The following is a 22,253-nucleotide window of genomic DNA, read 5'->3' on the forward strand; positions in this document are numbered from 1 at the left end:
TTCCCCTAAAGTCCCCTTATACCTATTTTCATTATAATATATTGTTCACTAAAAATGGAAAAAACATTTATTTCCTGTTTACAAATAGGAAATAGTACTTAAACCTTTTCGTATTCTCTCTGATAAAGCATCAAGCTTTATTGATTAAATGAAATACAAAAAATCGGCTAGCTCTTTTTTATCGAGCTGCCGACTTTTATACTTAATTTAATACTGTCAATACACTACGAACGGAGTGAACAGATTTATCTAGAGCTGCCTTTTCTTCCTCTGTTAACTCCAGTTCGATAATTTGTTCGATTCCGTTTCCGCCAAGAATTGTAGGTACACCTAGATAAAGATCGTTATAGCCATATTCTCCTTCTAAATAAGCGATGGTAGGTAGGATACGTCTTTGACTTTTAATTATAGCTTCACACATATCTACCACAGAAGCTGCTGGAGCATAATAAGCGCTTCCGTTTCCAAGTAAATTTACAATTTCCGCTCCGCCAATTCTTGTTCTTTCAATAATCTCATCCAAGCGATGTTTTGGAATTAGTGCTTCTAATGGAATACCACCTGCATAGGAATACCGTATAAGCGGAACCATATCATCACCATGTCCGCCTAATACAAATCCTGTAATGTCCTTAACGGAAAGATTTAACTCCATTGCCACAAAGCTTCGAAAGCGTGCTGTATCTAAAACACCCGACTGCCCAATTACTCTATTTTTAGGAAAGCCCGATTCTTTATAAACAGTATATGTCATAGCGTCAACAGGATTAGTGAGCACGATAATAACAGAATTAGGCGAATATTGAACAATTTCCTTAGTTACCGATTTCATAATTGCTTGATTTGTCTGCACAAGATCATCTCTACTCATACCTGGCTTTCTAGCCATACCAGCAGTTATTACGACAATATCAGAATCAGCTGTATCTTTATAGTCGGAAGTTCCCGTTATATTTGCATCAAACCCTTGTACAGGACTTGCTTCAAACATATCCAATGCTTTTCCCTTTGTGGAGTTTTCATTTCGCGGAACATCTAATAATACGATATCACCAAGTTCTTTTTGAGCAAGCAAAAAAGCAGTTGTGGCCCCAGTAAAGCCTCCACCAATGATGGAAATTTTCTTACGTTTAACCATATTATTTCCCCCTTATTAGACCGAGAATGAATGAAGCCCCCAATAAGCAGATACTAAGCAGAGTCCCCTTTTACTCTATTTAGTAAATACTTTTCCCAGCTTATCTCATTCTAATCCAATACCGTAAATCTTCTATTTTGGACAAAAAGGAAGAAGAGATGAGACAATCTCTTCTTCAATTTGTTATTAATTCATGTTCTTAATTAATTCATCACCGAACTCGGAACATTTCACTTCTGTAGCACCATCCATTAGACGAGCAAAGTCATATGTAACAACTTTGGAAGCAATTGTTTTTTCCACGGATTGAATCACTAATTGTGCAGCTTCAGTCCAGCCTAAATGTTCAAGCAATAGAACACCTGAAAGAATAACAGAAGATGGATTTACTTTATCTAAACCAGCATATTTAGGAGCAGTTCCGTGTGTAGCTTCAAAAATAGCATGGCCAGTTTCGTAATTTATATTTGCTCCAGGAGCAATACCGATTCCACCCACTTGTGCTGCTAAAGCATCAGAAATATAATCTCCGTTTAGATTCATTGTCGCAACTACATCAAATTCTTTTGGACGAGTAAGAATTTGTTGTAAGAAAATATCAGCAATAGAATCTTTAATAATGATTTTACCTTCTGCTTCTGCTTGAGATTGCGCTTTATTTGCTGCATCAGAACCCTGTTCTTCTTTAATACGATCATACTGGGCCCATGTAAATACTTTATCTCCAAATTCTTTTTCAGCTAATTCATAACCCCAGTTTTTAAATGCGCCTTCTGTATATTTCATAATGTTTCCTTTATGTACTAGAGTTACCGATTTACGACCTTCTTTAATCGCATAATTAATCGCAGCTCTTACTAAACGACTTGTTCCTTCTTCTGATATCGGCTTAATTCCAATTCCAGATGTTTCAGGGAATCTAATTTTATTAACTCCCATCTCTTGTTGTAAAAAGTTAATTAATTTAGAAGCAGCCTCTGAGCCCTTCTCATATTCAATTCCTGCATAAATATCTTCAGTATTTTCACGGAAGATAACCATATCTGTATCTTGAGGTCTTTTTACCGGAGAAGGAACTCCTTCAAACCATCTTACTGGACGTAAACAAACAAAAAGATCCAATTCTTGGCGCAAGGCAACGTTTAAAGAACGAATACCGCCACCAACTGGTGTAGTCAATGGTCCTTTTATAGCAATTAAATACTCTCTAATTACATCCAATGTTTCAGAAGGTAACCATTCCCCTGTTTCATTAAATGCTTTTTCACCAGCTAATACTTCTTTCCAAACAATTTTCTTTTCCCCATTGTATGCTTTTTCAACAGCTGCATCCAAAACTCTTGATGATGCTGCCCATATATCTGGTCCAATTCCATCTCCCTCAATATAAGGTACAATCGGATTTGCTGGTACATTTAATACTCCATCTACTACTGTAATTTTTTCTCCTTGCATGTTTCTATCCCTCCGTAAAAAATAGTTTCCTTTTCCAATGTAACAACGTTCATTGGAAAAAGAATGAAATAAATTTATTATAACAAGCTTTTATAAGCTAATTATATTTACTATTCTGACGAATAAAAAAGGAAAACGCCAATACGCAAAGTAAATTAACCCATCATTAAGTATATATTATTCTATTACTCTATGGGAAATTATATCCTTTTTTTATCGCTCTTGAACTGGAATATATTCCAAACGCTCTGGCCCAATATAATCTGCTCTAGGTCGAATAAGGCGATTATTATCATACTGCTCCAGAATGTGAGCCAGCCAGCCAGAAACTCTGCTTACTGCAAAAATCGGGGTGAATAAGTCATGATCAATACCTAAACTATGATAAACAGAAGCTGAAAAGAAATCTACGTTTGGAACTAAATTTTTCTCTTCTTTTAACAGTGTCTCAATCTTAACACTCATATCATATAATTGAGGTTCACCCGTCAATTGTGTTAATTTTCTTGCCATTTCCTTTAAATGTTTGGCACGAGGATCGCCCTTTCGATATACTCGATGGCCAAATCCCATTATTTTTTCTTTGTTGGCCATCTTTTCTCGAATATATGGCTCCACATTTTCAATGCTTCCGATTTCTTTCAGCATTTTCATTACTGCCTCATTTGCCCCGCCATGCAACGGTCCTTTTAATGCCCCAATAGCTGAAGTAATTCCAGAATATACATCAGACAATGTAGCTACACACACTCTTGCAGTGAATGTAGACGCATTCAATTCATGATCAGCATGAAGTACAAGTGCTTTATTAAAGGCTTCAATAGCAATCGCCTCTGGTTCTTTGCCATTAAGCATATAAAGGAAATTAGCAGCAAATCCTAAATCTTTTCTTGGCGAAATTGGTTCCAGCCCTTTTCTTAATCTTGAAAAAGCTGTTACGATAGTCGGAATTTTCGCTTGAAGTCTTACAGCTTTTAAATAGTTTGCTTCAGAATCCATTGCATCGGCGTGTTCATCATACGCTCCTAGTAAAGACACACTTGAACGAAGTACTGCCATTGGATGTACGTTATTTAATGGCATTAGCTTCATTTGTTCAATCAAAGAAACAGGTAATTCAGCATTATCTGCCAATTCTTGTTTTAGCTTTGCCAGTTCCGTATCAGTTGGCAACTTTTGATGCCATAATAAAAACACTACTTCTTCAAAACTGGAATGCTCTGCTAACACATCAATATCATAACCCACATAAGCAAGTGAATCATCTATAATGGAACTGATAGAAGATGTTGTAGCAATAATCCCCTCAAGCCCTTTTGTAACAGCCATACATATCTCTCCTTTACAACTTTTCTTTAATAGTTAGTACAACTCATTCAAACTCCCAGTATTGTCCCTGTTGTAGTTACCAATATTGTGAAAATCTGTAAAACAAAACAATGGAATTCATCTTAAATAAATGTTTACTATTTTGTTAGATTAACTGAATATGTACCAAAAAATCAATTAATAATGTAATTCGGATTTATTTTATAAAAAGATGGAGGGAGTTTTTTTCAAAAATTAAAGTGAGCATAAACTAATTGAAAATGCTTACATTTCCAATTAAAAAAATAAACTATTTGGTACGTTATAGATGAGATAAACTGTAACTACACATTCATTATAAACAAAAAACTTCAAAATGTCTCATATTTTATACTTAAAAACTGTAGATATAGTAAAAAAATTTTTTTCTAATTCTCCTTTACACTATATTTCTTTCTTTTTAAAATTATACCATAAATTCCTATATCCTGTCTTTTATCTTACAACGGTAAATTAGAATAAGAGAGCGGATTAGGTTATCCACTCGACTACTTTAATGGCTGCATACGCTATTCCCGCCCCAATCAATGGTCCTACTGCCACTCCATTGAAAACCGATACAGACAAAATGGTTCCTAGAACAAGTGCTGTTGTAATTTCTGGAGAATCGGCTAATAAACTAACTCCTCCTTTTGCGAGCAGAGCAACCATAATTCCAGAAATTAAAGCTATCCATGCATACGGTGATTTAAAGGTAGCTGTAAGATCTTTAAAACCAATATCTCCAGTGGCTATCGGAACAAGAACAGCTATCGTAATAATCGTTACGCCCCAATTGATACCTTTAGATTGAATCAATGAAAATAACTTACTATCTACCCCAATTAGTTTCAGCACTAATAAGAAAATAACTGCGATAATCAAGGAATTGTTTTTAGCTATAAGAGCAATTGCTAACAGCAAATATAGAAATAAATATGGCTGGCTAAATAAAAACATAACTAACTCTCCTTTTCGAAAGCAATTGACTTAAAAATTCTCTCTTCTTTATTTAAATTAAAAAGCAGGAATTTCGATTAAAAAAGCATAAGTATAGAGAATATAAATAAAAAGGAATATATATAATCTATATCTAGTTCCTAATCACTAATGACCCATTTTCTATTATACTAAAAACGGGAGGATTGACTTTGAATTTAACTTATCTTAACCGAACAATTCGGTTTATCATAGTGATAGCAGCTACTTTCCTATTATTTGTTAGCTTTTTTTATTTATCCAAAGTAACTTATCCTTTTATTATTGGATTTCTGATTGCTTTTTTAATGAATCCACTCGTTAATTTTCTACAATTCAAATGCAAATTACCAAGGGCTTTTGCTGTTGTTTTAAGTATTTTACTCATTTTATCCGTTTTTGCTGGTTTGGTTTCTTTACTAATTGCTGAAATTGTAGCAGGAGCTGCCTATCTTGGAGAAGTTGTTCCCAAACATATAGACATCATTATTCGATACATAGAAGATTTGTTCGCAGCGCAAATTATTCCATTATATAATAAAATTTCTCAAACGTTCAATAATCTCGGTACTGGTCAACAAGATACCATTATGACAAATATAGATAAAGTGGGCGAACAAGTTGGAACGGTAATGGGAGATTTTTTACAATCCTTCTTTCTTAATATTCCTATTTTCCTGTCCTGGTTTCCAAATGCAGCAAGCGTCCTCATTTTTTCTCTATTAGCTACTTTTTTTATCAGCAAGGACTGGGGACGGTTATCATTAAAAATTGGAAAGTTCTTTCCTTCCAAGTGGTTAAATAGTGGTAAAACAGTATTCTTTGAATTAAAAAAAGCTTTGTTTGGTTTTTTAAAAGCCCAATTAACGCTTGTTTCCATTACGACTGTCATTATTCTAATTGGTCTGTTAATACTTCGAGTGGATTATGCTATTACTATTGCACTGTTAACTGGAATTGTAGATATTATCCCCTATCTCGGTACAGGGTTAATCTTTGTTCCATGGATTATTTACGAAATTATCACAGGGCAGATTGTGCTGGCAATTGGATTGTCCGTGCTATATATTATTGTTTTAGTTCAAAGACAAATCATGGAGCCAAAAATCCTTTCTTCCAATATCGGACTTGATCCATTAGCTACTTTAATTGCCTTATTTGTTGGTTTTAAGCTTTTTGGTTTTATCGGACTTATTGTTGGTCCAGTTTCCCTCGTTATCGTGACTTCCCTGCATCGAGCAAATGTATTTCATGATATATGGAAATTTATTAAAGGGGATAGTGAAATACCAAAATAAACGTATATAAAAAAAGAAGCTGGAATATTAACATTCCAACCAATTTATACCGAACAATTATACGGAGATGCTAAAAAACACTTCGTATAATTGTTTGATTTTTTATTCATTAAAAAAGGTTTGTAGTAACGAGCCGCAGACTGAATATACTTCACTTTTCATAGGACTATATCTAAGCCGCTTTGTTTTGCCCCACCTTTTCTATACTTAGTATGTTATCCATTTAATAAGGCCCTCTAATAGCGTTTTTGACCTTTTCCTCATAAAATATTCTCAATCTCTGTAATTCCTCTGTATTAAATGGTTTTTCCTCTAATGCCTTTAAATTCTCATTGATTTGCTGACGATTTTTGAAACCAGGAATGACACAAGAAATACTCGGTTGATCCAATATCCAGCGTAATGCTGCCGCTGCCATTGATTGACGACTTTCTCCAATCCAAGCAAGCTCATCTGCTAATGCAACGCCTTTTTCAAATCCAAGTCCAGCAAATGTTTCTCCTACATTAAAAGCTTCCCCATTCTCATTAAATTTACGATGATCATCTTCTCTGCTACCGTTTTGTGGGGCTGATTTATTTTTTATTTTTTCTGAATTTTATACTTATGAATAAAATAATTATAGCAAACATATTTTTTGTTAATCTAGTTATTTACTATTCGTAAAATTTGTATTATACGAATAATTAAAACAAAAAAATCTCCCCCCTTTTTTCAATTGACGAGTGAAACAAATATACTGAATCTTATAATCCTGCAATACCAAATAATAAAACAGTAAATATCACTCCAAATGACTTCATTTTCTTACTCCTAAAATAATGAATATGCATTTCTTTTCTTAAAAGTTAAACATTTCTTTATATTCCATATCTAATTGATATTCCGCATTGGATAAAAAGTAAATAATATTTAGGATTTCATTTTCTGGTGTATCATAATACTCGCTAGTAATGATTGAATTGTCCGAGAAATCAAAGGAATAGAGATTTTTTTGAAGCTGATAGAATACGAGATTTACTGAATAAAAAAGGTGTGTTAATAGAGGATACTTCTCAAGGGCCTCAGAATTTGAGTGATAAAAAATAAATAGATAAATAAAAAATAATTTATTCGTTTATTAAATGTTTTAGGAGAGTTATAAACGTATAAGAGCCTTGTCACATAAGCAAGTGTAGGAAGGCTCTAACTTATATAATAATAGATGTAACACATAGGGAGAATACTAGTATGAAGTTTACTTAAAAAAATTACTTCAACCACGTTGACTAACTACTTCTCCTTCTGGTGAAGGATTTTTCAATGTAGGACATCCTTATCATTTTAGTAAGAGATAATTTTATTAAAGACACTCATCATTTTTTCTTAAAAAATCCTATGAGTGTCTTATATTTCTACTATCTTGTTTATATTATTTGTTGTTAAACTCAATGAAATTATTAATAACAGTATCTAAGAACTTTTTTGTGCTTTTATCAGTTAATTCGCCTGTTTCATTTATTTTTTCATGAACTCTCCCTATATAAACTTCATTGCCAGGCATTAAATTTATTGCTAAAGATGGATTGGAAAGAATTTCTCTTAAATGAATTTGAGCTCTGACACTTCCTAAAATTCCAGTAGAGGATCCTATTATTAATCCAGGCTTGCCCTTAACAATAAGTTCATCGTCATACGACAGCCAATCAATAGCATTTTTCAAAGCACCTGAAATGGAAAAGTTATACTCTGGAACTGCGAATAACAGTGCATCTGAGTTTTTTATTGTTTCTTTAAATATTTTAACATTTTCTGGAATTCTATGTTTCTTATAATCAACTGAAAACATTTCTAAATTATTCACAAATACTGGATTTATCTCAAGTCTATCTGAATAGTATTTTTTTAACCATCTAACTAGTTTAAGGTTGTATGACTTGGAACTTGTACTACCAATAATAGCTTTAACATTAATAGTCAAATTTCCACCTCCTGTTTACGTTAGGACATTGCAAATTAAATTAAATTAATAGATTTTTGATTAGTTGTTTTATGTTTTCCTTTAACTTTCTGCATATACATATTCATAACTAAAGGACATGTTATAGCAGTTAATATAGCAGTGGTAATTAATACTGTATACATCTCATTGTTAAAGATACCTATTGATAATCCTGTAGTTGCAACAAATATTTCCATCCCACCTCTAGCATTTAAACATAGCGTAATCATCCACAAATCATTCCAACTAAATTTGTAGTATTTTAGAATAAGTGATGGAATGAGTTTTACAATCATACCTATAATTAAAAAAATTACTGTAAATAATAATATTTCTGTGTTTTTAAATATTAATATATTTCCATGATGACCTACCATCGCGAAAAATAATGGAGTAAAAACTTCATTTGAAAAACCGCTTAATCCTTTTTTTAATTTCATTCTATATTGTGGAATAGACGCTATTGTTAATCCAAATAACAATCCTCCCAAATAAAGGTTAATTTTAGTGACAAATTGAGTATATACACTAAAGCCTAAGAATGCTGGCCAAAATAGAAAATTAAGCTTTTTTCTACTAATAATATTTATCAGTATCCTTCCTATTAACATTAGTAGAATTACACCTAATACCATTACAAATACATTCTTAGTTATAGTAAGTACTGAGTATTTTGTAGATTGAAAAGATGTAATTAAAATTCCTATTGATAACAGAATCCAACCAACAAAATCTACAACGATAGTCGAGAATAATAGAAACTGTCCGTTTTTACTAGATGCTATTCCCCAATCATTAAGAACTCTAGAGATTATAGGTACTGCAGACATCATCAAACAAATAGATATAAATATCCCAACATGGAACAAAGGAATATCTGGTTTAATCATTACCATAGGCACTAACCATAAAATCGCGTAACCAAAAATAATAGATGTAAGTAAACTTATTAGCGTATGCCATGAAATCGTCCATTTTAATTTTCGAGGAAAGTTTGACATTTCAGCTCCAGACAATGACAACATTGTTAGAAATCCAAATAGTGTTACTATTCCCATAACCGTTTGGTCAAGATTTTCAAATTTCATGGGGAATATAAAATTATAAATATTTGGTAACATCCATTTCATAAAAGATGGTCCCCAAATTAACCCCGCCAAAAACTCCCCTACAACCTCTGGACAATTTATTTTTTTAAAGAGAAATCCTAGCACCTTAGCAGTTAAAAGCAGAACAAACATCTGGAGAATTACTTGTGCTATTATTGAATCGTTCATAGGTCCCTCCAAGTTATTATTTTCTATAAATCATAGCTTAAATTTCAAGTAATCCTCACAAACACTTATTCTTATATTTGTTTAATACGTTTAATGAATTTTGAAAGTTAACAATTCCATATCCTGCTGCATTTTTATCATCTGATATGTCAATAGCTCCTTCAATTAATAGTTTCTTAATTTCATTTGGAGAAAGTTGATTATCTTGCTCTAATAATAAAGCAACTAAGCCTGCCGATATCGGAGTAGCCATTGAAGTTCCAGACATATTAAAATAATATTCATTGACTCTATTTTTGGGGCTGATTATATCACTATATGAGCCTGGTGACCTTAAAGATATAATATTTGAACCAGGTGCTACAAGATCAGGCTTATTAAAACCATCTTTAGTAGGTCCACGACTTGAAAAGTTTGCTATAACATCATCATTGTTTTCAACTGTATTCATATCATCAGTTGCACCAATAGTAATTAATTGTGGATGTATGGCTGGACTACCAATAGTGCTACTCTTTGGTCCTTCATTCCCAGCTGCAACTAGGACTACTATTCCCATTTCCCAAGCTTTTTCTAATGCTTGACACAATGGATCCTCTTTATAAGACCTTAATGGACTTGTTCCTAAAGATAGTGACAATATATGAATATTATAAGTATTCTTATTATCAATAACCCATTCAATTCCTTCAATTATATTAGATATAGTACCTCTACCTCGTCCATCCATAGTCTTAATGGCAATAATATTTGCTTCTGGTGCAGTGCCTTCAAAAATTCCATCACTCGATAAACCATTTGAAGCAACACAACCAGCTACATGTGTTCCATGTCCATTATCATCATATGGCTCAATTTTATGATTTACCAAATCTTTAAAAGCAACTATCCGATTGTTAGGTGTAATTAGATCCTCGTGTGGATGTACTCCAGTGTCTATAATCGCTACATTTATTCCCTTACCTGTCAATGATTGCGGATTTAATTTCCTATCAACCTTATTAACTCCTGTGCTAGGAACTGCTGTATCTAATAGTAACCATGCAGGTCTATCAAGATTAATTCTGATTATTGAATCATGATTATTAAGTTCATTTAAATAATCTAGTGAAGTCTCTATTAAGTAAGTATTAATATTAGAGAATTGTTTTTGAACGTTACATCCACAATCCAAAAGAAAATTTTGTACTTTTGCTTCATGATCTTCATTAAATTGAATTAATAACTTAACCTTTTCATGATTGTCTCCTTTCGTCTCGACATAATTAATCAATGATTCATCACACTTTTGATAATTTTTTTCCAATATAAAAACCTCCTCAATTACCCTTTAATTACAAGTAATTGAGGAGGTCGAAAAAACAACTTCTTATTCAGGTTGACAACATAAAATTCCTTCGCCTTTTTCTATTTCATTCTTTAAACTAGAAAGTACTCCTTGCCACGCCATTTCGTGCCATTTAACTGCTTCATCCCACTCTTCTCCGTCTTTCCAACCCTTATGAAGTACTTTTACTATAGTTTTATCATCTTGTTCTTCTAAGTAAACATTTACTATTGTTAAATCATTATCTGAATTCATTATGGAAGCAAATTGATCTGGTCCCTTCCATGTAAACACCAATTCTTTGTTTGGAACAATACTTTTTACTTTACAACCTTTTGTGTTCATACCTTCTTCATTGCCAGGATCAAAGTAGAGTTCGAAAGCACCTCCAACTTTTGGTTCAATTACTGTAACAGGTGCAAACCATTGAGAAACTCTGTCTGAGATTGTCCAAGCATGCCACACAAGGTCTTTAGGGGCATTTATTACCACTTCTTTTGTTATTGAAGAATTAGAAATCTTGTTTTCCAAAAAAAAACCTCCCTAATGGTTGTTATATACTAATTTTACCATTAGAGAGATGGTTTTCAAGAATTTTTAGAATTTTTTCATTAATTTTTTGTATTTTTTTCAATTAATGGTTGTGATTGTGATTTTTATCTTTGCAAAAATTCCCTATATGTGTTCTAACTTTTTTTAAATATGCTACAGGTTTACCGTCAGGATCTTCCATATTATACAACGGAATCTTAATATCGCCAGTACCTCCACCTTGTCCGACTGGTGGTACATGTGTAATTTTATGTGTAAGTTCGATTGGTTCTTTATTAAAGACTGTCATGCCAATATCTTTTAAATTAAACTTAGCATAGTTATTCATTTGGCAATGTTTTGGTGCCCCGCTTTCAACGCTTGGAACTGCTGTTCCTGGTAAAACCTGACCTTGGGAAACCTTGTAATCTTCATTAATACTAACTTCTATTTTACCAAGTTTTTCACTTTCTCCCTTAACATCTAAACCCTTCATTTTAATATCAATAGATGCATCATTCCAGTTTGAGCAAGAAGGATGGTCACGTTGAATCATATAAGTACCTTTTAACTCAATCGTTTCTTCCCCAACACCAGGAACTTCAATAGTATCCCAAGTAACAAAGTCTAGAAGATCTTCACCGCCTTCTGGCATTTTAAATGGTTGTAAGTCTTCTATTTTCTTAGCTGTTGCACAGCAACCATGAGGTGCTGCGTCCTCTCCTCTAATCTCAGCTAGGGAAACTCCCGAAATGTCCGCCAGTGATTCGACAAATTCATCCCAACTTACAATTGGCTCTACATCTGGATGTTCACCTGTAACAATGCACCAAGGAACAACTTTTTTAATTAAGTCACTTGGTTCATCTGTTTCCACAACTAGAGTGGCTGCTCTATTGGCAGCATTCACATAACCAAATTCAACATCCTTTGTAAAATCCACCAATGATTTTAATAAATTTGTTGCTTGATCTGAATTAAGAGTTTCACCGACAAATGGAGTCATTGTTAAATGAATGGTATACTTCATACTTTTACCTCCTGAGAATTTTTTACCAATTGCAATTGGATAACTTTATTCTAGCAAGGTTATAAAAGCATCTTTTGTTCTAGTTTGCTCTCATAAATATTTTTTCATATTTTTTATATAAATGTTCAAGAGATAGAATTATCGGAGGATCTGCAATATTTTTTTCTCTTAGTTTTAATGGATAAGTTAAGTTAATAGAATTATCCTTTACACTTATTTTTTCTAAATGCATACAGCGATATAGATTATCTGTATCTATTGGAAATCTTAGTCCGTCCTTTTTATTAGCTCCTGCCACAAATAGATAAAATTCACCATTAGGGACGCCATCAATTAAAAAATCACCATCCCTATTTTGTATAGAACAAGCAATAGGCTCACCAGAAGGTATAAACTCATTAAATAATCCAATAAAAATAGTTCCTACAAAATTTGGAGGTGCTATAATTCTTCCAGTAATCTCCCCTCCATTAACCTTTTTATGTTGTAACTCTTTGAAATCTAAAATACTAGTTTTTTCTTTATATGTTGAAGGAGATATTCCTACTTCTGATTTGAATTTAGAAGTAAAAGTACTCAAACTATTGTAGCCTACATCAAAACAAATATCTGTTAGCCTCAAATTAGATTCATGTAACAATTGCTTACTTTTATATAATCTAATGGACATTAGATATTTCCTTGGCGGAATTCCCGTTATTTTTTTAAATACTCGATTAAAATGAAACTTACTTAAATTTACTGAGTTTGCGATAGAATCTAAGGTTAATGTATCGTCTGAATAGTTGTTTTTCATATATTCAATTGATTTAAGTACAATGTCATACTGATATTTATTCATTACATTTGGGAACATAGTCAATCAATTCCTTTATTTAAAATTTTTAAATAAACATTATTTAGTTATCAACCACATACTGGCAAGCCAAAAAGGCTTGCCTAATTAGTAATTATTTATTAACTACCTCATATTTTTTTAAAGCTTTTTTCAAGGAATCTGGTACTTCAATGACCTTAAGTTGTCCGTCTTCTTTATATAAACAAGCAATCTCTTGCTCACCTCTACACACCAACTCTAATGGAGTCGAGTCCTCACTAACTTTCCAATATTCAAATAGCATCTTGACCTTATTTAATTTAGTACCACCTGAAAACATTTTAATTTCAACTCTATCAAATGCAAATAATTCTGAAAGGTATTGGCAAGAAACTTTTGTAGTAACTAAATACAATCCTCTTTGCAACAAATCTATAATATCTGGTGCTTTATCTTTCAAAAAGAATTCTCTACATATCCCTTGCCATTTAACATAATTGGTATAGTAAACGTTGCCCACTAGATTCGTCTCTTCAAAACTAACTGTATGTTGGTAACTATAATTTTTCAATAATTAAACCTCCATAGCTAAAGTTATAATAAATGATCTATCTTCATCGTACACATTCGCTAAATAAGAATAAATTAGTGTATTGTCAGAGTTAAACACCACAAAATTTTCATTGATAGAACTTATAGTGACAGGATGATTATAGAGTTTTCCGGATTTTTTTAACGATTCCATAACAGTCCATGCCATAGTAGCACTTATCTCAAGGGCTTCCCCTGTTTCATCTGAAAGATACTTTGCCAATCTGAAATACTTTTGTCCTAGCAAACCTTCCCATCTCAGATTCTCTACTATAGCAATATCGCAACCAATATCTTTATTACTAGAAGCTGCTAAAACTAGATTATCTACTTTAGAACAAGATACTTTAATTTCATCTGTTTCAGGTTTATTGTCACTTCTTCTAAGAATGCGAGCAAAATTGGATACCACTTGTTTTGCATACATGCTATTATCAATTTTCTTAATGGCTTTATCTAAAAATACTCTTATATTCAGATTTTTTTCACTTTCATTTATCTTTCTCTCTAAAAAGGAACCTAGTAAATACGGATTCCATTCTTTTATTGGTAATTCTTCTCCAATAGTTTTCAACAAAAGCCCCTTCCAAGTCTCTAAAACAGTACCATCCTCCGAAGTTACTTGTAGGTCATATTCTAATAAATCATCGTTTTTATTTTTCTCAATACCTGTGACAATGAGATATTCATGCTGGTCTATGTTTTTGTTAATTCTTACACTTTCCACAGAAACTGGAATCAAATGCTTATGTGGAAAACATGCTTGTAGAGAATGAAGAAACGAATCTCTAGGGCCGATTGATTTGGTTATTAAATTTTGCGGGAAATATTTACCAAACCAATTTTTATATTGAGTATTTTCTACTAGTGAGATACTCTTTAAAGCTGTTACAAATTTATAGCAAACAATATTTTTAAATCTACCTTTTTGAAATAAAGTATTTTTATATAATGCTTCTGAAGGATTAGGTGTTAAAATATTATGTTTACTTTCATTATCAAAATGAATTAAAGGACTAATTCTATTACCTGAACCATATTGACAGATTCCAGTTACATGGTCTAAGAGATAATTTGTTTTCTCTGATCTAATACTTAGTTTTACCTTGTTTTTACCTATTACAAGCCCTGATATTCTAATTTTAGTTCCTAAATTATCCACTGTAATAGGGTAATTAAATTTTAATTCTTTAAATATAGGCATTTGATCTTTTTTACCTAAAATGGAATTTGAAACCTGGGAGAATGCTTCTATCATCATTACCGCTGGAAATAGCTTTTCATTATTAATTTCATGTTCATTTAGATATTGATCTTGATCATTGTGCAATTCTACTTCACTAATTAGTTCAACTCCCGGATACTCTATTAATTTATTTTCTAAAAATCTCCCCAAAAACTGAACCTTATTTGAGTTAAATTGCATCGTTGATAACTTTCCCATCCTACTGCTTACAATTACACCGGTTTTTTTTATATCGCTTTGTACAAGATCTAAGAACATATTAATTCCATTATCAATATTAATTGGAATTATTCCTTGTCTTTTTAAATAATCAATAGTTCCAATTTTTTCTCCCATACCACTTCCTTCCCAAACTGACCATTCAAGGCACAACGATTTACAGTAAGGATTAGCTATTGAAAATTCTTCTGTTACTATTCTTAATAATTCATTTGCAAACCCATAATGAGAATCTCCTTGCATCCCTGATTCACCAATAATTGATCCAAAGGTTATTAACATTTTTAAATCTTTATTGGTAACTTCACCAAGAATATTCTTAAGTCCAGTAACTTTAGGCGAAATTGTATCTTGGATATCTTTTATACTTAATTGGTTAACCAATTTTGGATGGTTGACTCCAGCTGCATGAATGATTCCTGTAATTTTCCCTATTTTATTCTGAATCTCACTAATAGCTTTTTTAACCTTTTTTTGATCTGTAATATCCACACTAATATAACTAAACTCAATATTATTTCTTAATAATTGATTTAGATTCTCCGCTAATTCTTTATTTTGTTTTGGATTTGATCTACCTAGCAAAGCAAGTTTAGAACCTGTTAGTTTAGAAAGAGCCTTAGCACATTCAGCACCAATTCCTTTTCCTCCGCCAGTTACCAAAATTACATCCTTTTTATCCAGATTTATTAAGTCTGAATCAACTTTATATTCAAGTGCTTTTAAAAAAGGAACCTGCCTTCGATTTTTACTTATATATCTAGCTTCAATAAATCCATCAGAGGCTGATATTTCATCGATAACTTTTGTATAACTTATAGCATCATTTTCAATTTTTATTAAACAAACAGTTATTTCAGGATTTTCTAGGTAGAAGGATTTCCAAAACGAAGATATTCCATCGACACCAGAAAGTACAACTACTCGACCTAATTTTTCTTTTCTGTTCTTTATATCAGTAAGAGCTTGTTCTAATAATTGGAAATCAATCTCATTAGATTGATGTATTACAAGACCACTTCCTATGTTTCTTTTATTCAACTCACTCATAAGTAAATTGACCATCTTTTTATCCTTGGAGAGGATTGTCCAGTCACCTTCTCCTTTTTTTATTGTGCACTTTTCTAGTTTTTTACTTTTCCATTCAACAGTAAATGGTCTTACCCATGAGTCTATTCCATTTATTTCTTCCACCACTGTATTATCTTGCTGTTGTTGATCATGAAGATAATCTTTTATTTCTTCAATAGTTGCATTTGCAAAATCAGTTGGAGAAACAGGTGGCGGAATATTTAAGATCCTAGATATTTCTACAATAATTTGACTTACTGAAATAGAATTTAAATGAAGATCGTCTAACATTTTATAATTATTATTAATAGTCTCAGATGGAAGCTCCGTATTTTTAGAAATAACTTCTTTAATAACTTTTATTGTCTCAGAGCTATTTTCAATCTCTACTTTCAGTTTTTCCTTACCTTCATTCTGACTTTTATCATCTAAATTATTTGTTGAACATTCTATTTGTTCACATGGAGATTCAAAGAATTGCTTTTTTCCAGAATAAACTTGATAATTTCTCCTTTTATAAAGAAGTTCCCAGTTAATTTTTTTACCTAATGCATAAGAAGCTGCCAAAACATTTAATGCAGAGATACCAGTCTCATCACCAATATTCAAGGAAGTACTTGGAACCTTAGTTATCTCATTAATAATTGGCGATAATGTATTACCTGCACCAATTTCAATAAACAAATCAACTTCATCTTTAATTTTATTTATTGCTTGTTCAAACAAAACTGGTTTAACTAATTGATTAACCATCAATTTTTTCAACTTAGTGCTTTCATTAATTAGGACTCCACTAACTGTTGAAATTATAGGTTTATTTGGTTTTTGAAATTGTATTTTATCTAGTAAAATACTAAAATCTGAAACAATTGGTTCCATAAGTCTAGAATGAAATCCTCTAGTAACTTTTAATTGTTGATTAAAATAACTTTTTTCATTTAATATTTCGGTCACCACTTTAATACTCGTATATTCTCCAGCAATTACTATTTGATTGGGACTATTTATTGCAGCAACATCAAACTTATAATTTTTTCGTAGTTGTTTTAATAGTTTTAATGGAGCATTTGTAGAAACCATTACTCCGGACTGAGTATGTTGCATTAATTCTCCTCTTTTTTTAACAATACTCATTAAGTTTTTTTCGTTTAATGCATCTACACAATAAAGGGCACTAAATTCTCCCAAACTATGCCCTAATACAATATCTGCACTAACTCCCATTTTATCTAAAAATTTTGTCCCTAAGACACTGACTTGAGCAATTAACGGTTGAGCGATTTCGGTATTTACTCTTGCAGTCTCAACAAGTTCACGATCAATATCTTTTAATTCTAGAGATGGGAAAAATTTTGAGATATATCCTGCATTTGGTGCAATAGGAGATCCTTGTCCAGGAAAAGCAAAAGCTACTTTTCCTTCACTTTCTTTACCATTGAAATAATATATTCCTTTTCCTATACTTAAAATTGTTTCTTCATTACCTACCATTTTCAAAACAGACGTTAACTTATTTTGTAATTCTTCAGGAGTTCTAGCGATAATCGCTACTCTGTGCGTTTCTTTCTCATTACCATTTTTTTGTGTTTGAATTGATAAATCAATAAATTCCGATAAAGATATTGATTCTAACTCTGAAATCATTTTTTCTAATTTACTTGCTAAAACTGCGTTATTATCATCACTAAAAATAAATACTTCAACATCTTGATAGGTACGAATGTTTTTCCTTTCATTATGAGAAAATTTATATTTGGGTTTTTCTTTATCATTTTTTTCAATAGTAATATGAGTATTGATTCCACCGAAACCCATTGAGCTTACACTAGCGCGAAGCGGCTTATTTTCCGGCCAAATTATTGGGTCTTTTGTGATTTTTACATTTGAATCTATTGCATTAATTAATGGATGTGGAGCATAACAAGCTGTTGCAGCAGGAATTATTTTTTCATTTAATGCCATCACAGCTTTAATTAAACCTGCTATGCCGGAAGCTGCTTTAGTATGACCAATATTAGCTTTTATTGAACTAATATATGTCGTATTATTGTCACCTTCTTTCATCTTTAAAAGTGTTCTTAATTCTGTCTCATCACCAACTTTTGTTCCAGTACCGTGACCTTCAATATAGGAGACACTGCTCAAATTGTAATTTGCTTTTTTATACGCTCGTTCTAAAGCAAGTGCTTGTCCATTTATTTCAGGTCTTGTAATTCCTCCTTTTCCGTCTGAAGAGATTCCCCAACCTTTAATAATTGAATAAGGCTTAATGTTTCTAAGAAAAGCGTCCTCTTCTCTCATTAGAACTACAAATCCACAGCCCTCTCCTGGCCAAAAACCATTAGACATTTGATCATAAACTAGCATATTATCTTCTGCTAATGCACCATTTTTAGCAAACCCAATTATTTCAAAAGGATCAACACTTAAATCAACTCCACCAACTACTGCTAAATCAAGCTCTTTTTTCTCAAGAGCAGAACAAGCATTACTAATTGCCAATAATGAAGAGCTACATGCACCATCAAGTGTAAATCCCCCTCCCTTAAAATCATAATAATTACAAATTCTTCCAGATATTGTATTTGATAAACCTCCAGCTAAAGTATCCTCATTAACCTCTGGAAATGGTTTTAAATACTCTTCCTTTATAGCTAAAAGAACTTCGTTCAACTTCTCACTAAAGCTTGAATCTTTTTTCAGTGCAGTCTCCAATACTCTTTGAACATATGGCCATCTAAGCCTCATAAGATTTGCTCTTGTAAACTCTCCAGTTAAAGAGTTACCAATCAATACCCCTGCTCTATCTTTAGGTATTCCATCACCATTAACAAATCCTGCATCATTAAGTGCCCTTGAAGCAACATCTAACGCCAACCAATGAGTTAAATCTGTACTTCGAAACGTTTTACCAGAGATTTTAAATTTGATTCTATCAAAATTGTAGTTATTGATTAGCGCAGCTTTTTTTGAATAAGTTTTATCTATATCTCTTTTGTCACTTGAATAATAATCATTTAAATTAAGTCGATTGTTAGGGATATTTCTGAAAACCCTTCTTTTAGAAAGGGCAAGTTCCCAAAGTTCCTTTGGAGATTTAGCATCTGGATATTCGCAAGCCATACCTACGATTGCAATTCCTGTTGACATAGTGCACCCTCCTTATTATTTAAATTTATTTTTCCTTTAACCAAATGGTATGTTCCCCTAATTACACAAACTATTAATAGAGCAAAAAATAGTGTAAAAACAACATGAAAGAGCATTAGCACACCATAAACTAAAGCCACAGAGAAACCAAACATCACTTGATTAAATGGTTTTATTGGAGTAGTACCAGGATCAGTTATCATATAAAACGTAAATAGGAGAAAAGCTAATCCTGTAACAGGTAATAATGCACCTACTAATGATATATCAGTGACTAAACTTCTAATGATAGCTTGAAAGGCAAAACCTAGAAACCAAGCTATGATTAATGGAGTCCTTTTAGTTAATTTAGTGTTTAGGATTGACCCTAATATCAAAATGATTATAGGTAAAACAATATCTCCATATTCATAAATATGTTCAGTAAAATGATATGGAGGAGCAATAGATACCCATGGAAATAAAAGCAATGTTAATGCTATACCGGTATTTGATGGGTTTAAAAAGTGTCTCACCTTTCCATTAATCCTTGCATTTATTAAGGTTTTTGATGTTATAGCTAAAGCAGATGCAAAAGCAAATGGAAGTATATTGTCCCCTGAATAAATAAGCATACCTATTGCTAATCCGGTGATATGTGCTGGTAATAAAAACGAAATAGCTTTATTTATAGAACCATAGAATGCTGGTGTTCTTTTATTTATAACTGCATCCGATAACTCTATTAAAATTTCACATAAATAGGCGGTAAAGAGTGAAACAAATAATTGTAGTAATGATTGTTCAAATCCAAGAACAGTATGTCCCAGGATATTTAAAACAGTAATTGCAATAGCGAAACCTCTTAATGCTTTTATTCGTAAGCTCATTACTTTTTACCCTCACTTAATGGTAGCCATATTGTTTGCCAACCAGAATTTACTTTAATAGTTTCAGTCACTATCTTTCCATTACTATTTCTCCAAGTAATCTTGGCAGAAGCATTTTTTAAATCTAGATCTCCTAAACCAAAATGAATTTCGTTACTTCTTTTTCCAGAATGACCATTACCACCATCAACTTGTGCAATTAAAGTTTTACCATTAGGTAAAAACACCTCAACAACTGCACCTAGTGCATACCTCTTTCTTTTTCCAATTGCTTTCCCTTTCGATACCTTTATTGAGTTTTCTTTATTAGCAATAGGAAATACAATATCTAATCCAATAAATTTATTATTTGTTTTAGTTTTATTGATATATAGAAATGAATCGTCCCATTGACTTGCCATTGCATAATCAAGTTGACCATTTCCATTTATGTCTGCAATAGCAATCCCTCTTGTTACATGCTTTTGTCCTTCCCCAAAAGCATTAGGTACATTTATATATTTATTCCGGTTCGTTTTTACAAAGAAGGCATTATCATCTTCTCCACTTAAGTCAGCACCATCAGTAAAAGTTGGCCATACTTTCGGATATTTAAGTAATTGATCATTTAAAGTAGCTAGTTCTTGTAACTCATTCCACTTATTCTTTGTTCCTTTCACAAAGCCAGTTGCTTGAATGATTTCTTTTTCTCCATCATTATTAAAGTCTGCTGCTTTGATATCCCACCCCCACGAACTCTTATTCAGTCCCAGTTTTACACTTTGGTTTTCGAATGGTGCAATTCCCTTTTCTGCTAGATCCCATTGCCCTGTATTTATAAATGCAAAATGAGATTCTAACAAAGCATATTCAGCACCAATATTACTTATCAATATATCTAGCAAGCCGTCATTATTTAAATCTACAAATTCTACTCCCATACCTTTGAAAGAATCTTTACCTAAAACTTCAGATTTCGGTTTTTTCCATGAGTCCTTTCCAGTAAGTGAAATAAAATTAAGTTTTCCTGGCTTTGAGTGGTTAAGCAAAAACCGATCTGGACCAAAATCATTCGCAAAATATATTTCTGGAAGAGAATCCTTATTTAAATCTGCCGTACCAAGAGCTAATGTCCACCCAGTTAGTAGTTCAATAGGTACTTGATCTGAAGCATCCTCATACTTAACATTAAATTTATTTTTATCTTTTCCTTTCCATAGTAAAATTCGATTTTTTCCTCCGTTAAAAGCTTGTGACATTGAATCTTGCATTTGAGCTTGATTTTTTGCTAACGGATTTAAAACACCTGAATTTTCTGGAAAATAATTTCCCACTATAAGATCTAAGTGACCATCTCCGTCTATATCCTCTACTGATAGCGCATTTGTGTACCACTCTTCATCAGTGTCAATTAGTTTTTGTGCCTCGAAACTATCTTTTGTTAAAGTATTCAAATGTGTATTTTTCTTTTGTAAGAACACCACTGGAGCCCGTCCCCAGTAATAAGCAATTATATCCATGTAGCCATCTTCATTTATATCTAATGGAACGCATCCCATAGGTGCAGCAATTGAAGATTTATCATCCAAATATTCTAATTCAAACTTTTCATATTTATTGTTTGCAGATTGAATGGTAACGTTATTGTAGCGTGGGTCAACTAAGCATATATCATCAGATAGTCCATCATTGTTAATGTCGTTAATAGCAATACCTGCACCTACCGAAGATATCCATGATTTTATTTTTTCATAACTTGGATTTACCTCTCTAATCATCCTTTCCTCTTTATCTTTTATATTTCCACTAATAGCATACTCATCAAAATCAAAATTCTCTTTTGCTTCCCCTTTGGAATCCAATATGTGCATAGAAAAAAAGAGAGTTACTACAATAACAATAGAAATATATTTTTTAATTGTTCGTTTAAAGTGTGATTTTGGATTCAT

16 protein-coding genes are annotated in these 22,253 nt (G+C 32.2%); 1 reads left to right on the forward strand and 15 read right to left on the reverse strand.

Annotation, left to right across the window (positions count from 1 at the left end; all coding sequences use genetic code 11):
• Positions 1-202 precede the first annotated feature (202 nt).
• The 4 genes from mdh to NSQ92_RS15230 all read right to left on the reverse strand — a co-directional run bounded on the left by mdh (position 203) and on the right by NSQ92_RS15230 (position 4,900).
• Positions 203-1,138, reverse strand: a complete 936-nt coding sequence (gene mdh, locus NSQ92_RS15215) for a malate dehydrogenase (protein ID WP_047941883.1) — start codon at positions 1,136-1,138, stop codon at positions 203-205.
• 186 nt (positions 1,139-1,324) lie between these two features.
• Positions 1,325-2,593 (reverse strand): NADP-dependent isocitrate dehydrogenase, encoded by a 1,269-nt coding sequence (icd, locus tag NSQ92_RS15220; RefSeq protein ID WP_047941882.1) that lies wholly within the window; start codon positions 2,591-2,593, stop codon positions 1,325-1,327.
• A gap of 213 nt (positions 2,594-2,806) precedes the next feature.
• Positions 2,807-3,922: a citrate synthase gene (gene citZ, locus NSQ92_RS15225; RefSeq protein WP_047941881.1), complete on the reverse strand. Its 1,116-nt coding sequence runs from the start codon at positions 3,920-3,922 to the stop codon at positions 2,807-2,809.
• Positions 3,923-4,432: 510 nt separating this feature from the next.
• The gene (locus NSQ92_RS15230; protein ID WP_047941879.1) at positions 4,433-4,900 is read right to left on the reverse strand and encodes a DUF441 domain-containing protein; all 468 of its coding nucleotides are present in this window, start codon (positions 4,898-4,900) and stop codon (positions 4,433-4,435) included.
• A 191-nt stretch (positions 4,901-5,091) separates the two neighbouring features.
• Between NSQ92_RS15230 and ytvI the strand changes: the two genes are divergently transcribed.
• A complete protein-coding gene (gene ytvI / locus NSQ92_RS15235) occupies positions 5,092-6,216 on the forward strand; it encodes a sporulation integral membrane protein YtvI (protein WP_061798705.1) in 1,125 nt (374 codons plus the stop codon).
• 223 nt (positions 6,217-6,439) lie between these two features.
• Here the strand turns inward: ytvI and NSQ92_RS15240 are convergent, their stop codons facing one another.
• From NSQ92_RS15240 to NSQ92_RS15290, 11 genes are all read right to left on the reverse strand, one after another.
• Positions 6,440-6,802 (reverse strand): aldo/keto reductase, encoded by a 363-nt coding sequence (locus tag NSQ92_RS15240; RefSeq protein WP_418789681.1) that lies wholly within the window; start codon positions 6,800-6,802, stop codon positions 6,440-6,442.
• An 825-nt stretch (positions 6,803-7,627) separates the two neighbouring features.
• Positions 7,628-8,176 carry an NADPH-dependent FMN reductase gene (locus tag NSQ92_RS15245; protein ID WP_341152927.1) on the reverse strand — a complete coding sequence of 183 codons (549 nt, stop codon included), beginning with the start codon at positions 8,174-8,176 and terminating at the stop codon, positions 7,628-7,630.
• A gap of 35 nt (positions 8,177-8,211) precedes the next feature.
• Positions 8,212-9,474, reverse strand: a complete 1,263-nt coding sequence (locus tag NSQ92_RS15250; protein ID WP_341152928.1) for a cation:proton antiporter — start codon at positions 9,472-9,474, stop codon at positions 8,212-8,214.
• Between the two features lie 55 nt (positions 9,475-9,529).
• On the reverse strand, positions 9,530-10,780 hold the full coding sequence (locus NSQ92_RS15255) for a S8 family peptidase (RefSeq protein WP_336045521.1): 1,251 nt from the start codon (positions 10,778-10,780) through the stop codon (positions 9,530-9,532).
• 63 nt (positions 10,781-10,843) lie between these two features.
• Entirely contained in the window at positions 10,844-11,332 is a 489-nt protein-coding gene (locus NSQ92_RS15260; protein ID WP_251630111.1) for an SRPBCC family protein, read from the reverse strand.
• A gap of 103 nt (positions 11,333-11,435) precedes the next feature.
• Positions 11,436-12,362, reverse strand: coding sequence for a DUF6073 family protein (locus tag NSQ92_RS15265; RefSeq protein WP_251630110.1), 927 nt, complete (start codon positions 12,360-12,362; stop codon positions 11,436-11,438).
• Positions 12,363-12,441: 79 nt separating this feature from the next.
• Positions 12,442-13,218 (reverse strand): helix-turn-helix transcriptional regulator, encoded by a 777-nt coding sequence (locus NSQ92_RS15270; RefSeq protein ID WP_341152929.1) that lies wholly within the window; start codon positions 13,216-13,218, stop codon positions 12,442-12,444.
• Positions 13,219-13,312: 94 nt separating this feature from the next.
• Positions 13,313-13,750, reverse strand: coding sequence for an acyl-CoA thioesterase (locus NSQ92_RS15275; protein ID WP_336045532.1), 438 nt, complete (start codon positions 13,748-13,750; stop codon positions 13,313-13,315).
• Positions 13,751-13,753: 3 nt separating this feature from the next.
• Positions 13,754-19,456: an SDR family NAD(P)-dependent oxidoreductase gene (locus NSQ92_RS15280; RefSeq protein WP_341152930.1), complete on the reverse strand. Its 5,703-nt coding sequence runs from the start codon at positions 19,454-19,456 to the stop codon at positions 13,754-13,756.
• Positions 19,432-20,325, reverse strand: a complete 894-nt coding sequence (locus tag NSQ92_RS15285; RefSeq protein WP_336045091.1) for an enediyne biosynthesis protein UnbU — start codon at positions 20,323-20,325, stop codon at positions 19,432-19,434. The genes NSQ92_RS15280 and NSQ92_RS15285 overlap by 25 nt, the downstream gene beginning before the upstream one ends.
• A complete protein-coding gene (locus NSQ92_RS15290) occupies positions 20,325-22,253 on the reverse strand; it encodes a CRTAC1 family protein (protein WP_336045090.1) in 1,929 nt (642 codons plus the stop codon). Before NSQ92_RS15290 ends, NSQ92_RS15285 begins: the two co-directional genes overlap by 1 nt.

Origin of the sequence: Niallia sp. FSL M8-0099 (assembly GCF_038006945.1) — a bacterium.
Taxonomy (GTDB): domain Bacteria; phylum Bacillota; class Bacilli; order Bacillales; family Cytobacillaceae; genus Niallia; species Niallia circulans.

Bases quoted from the DNA above. Each gene is read 5' to 3' on its own strand.
- citZ (WP_047941881.1), bottom strand. From the start codon at position 3,922: ATGGCTGTTACAAAAGGGCTTGAGGGGATTATTGCTACAACATCTTCT.
- NSQ92_RS15285 (WP_336045091.1), bottom strand. From the start codon at position 20,325: ATGAGCTTACGAATAAAAGCATTAAGAGGTTTCGCTATTGCAATTACT.
- NSQ92_RS15265 (WP_251630110.1), bottom strand. From the start codon at position 12,362: ATGAAGTATACCATTCATTTAACAATGACTCCATTTGTCGGTGAAACT.
- NSQ92_RS15250 (WP_341152928.1), bottom strand. From the start codon at position 9,474: ATGAACGATTCAATAATAGCACAAGTAATTCTCCAGATGTTTGTTCTG.
- NSQ92_RS15270 (WP_341152929.1), bottom strand. From the start codon at position 13,218: ATGTTCCCAAATGTAATGAATAAATATCAGTATGACATTGTACTTAAA.
- NSQ92_RS15280 (WP_341152930.1), bottom strand. From the start codon at position 19,456: ATGTCAACAGGAATTGCAATCGTAGGTATGGCTTGCGAATATCCAGAT.
- NSQ92_RS15290 (WP_336045090.1), bottom strand. From the start codon at position 22,253: ATGAATCCAAAATCACACTTTAAACGAACAATTAAAAAATATATTTCT.
- icd (WP_047941882.1), bottom strand. From the start codon at position 2,593: ATGCAAGGAGAAAAAATTACAGTAGTAGATGGAGTATTAAATGTACCA.
- NSQ92_RS15230 (WP_047941879.1), bottom strand. From the start codon at position 4,900: ATGTTTTTATTTAGCCAGCCATATTTATTTCTATATTTGCTGTTAGCA.
- mdh (WP_047941883.1), bottom strand. From the start codon at position 1,138: ATGGTTAAACGTAAGAAAATTTCCATCATTGGTGGAGGCTTTACTGGG.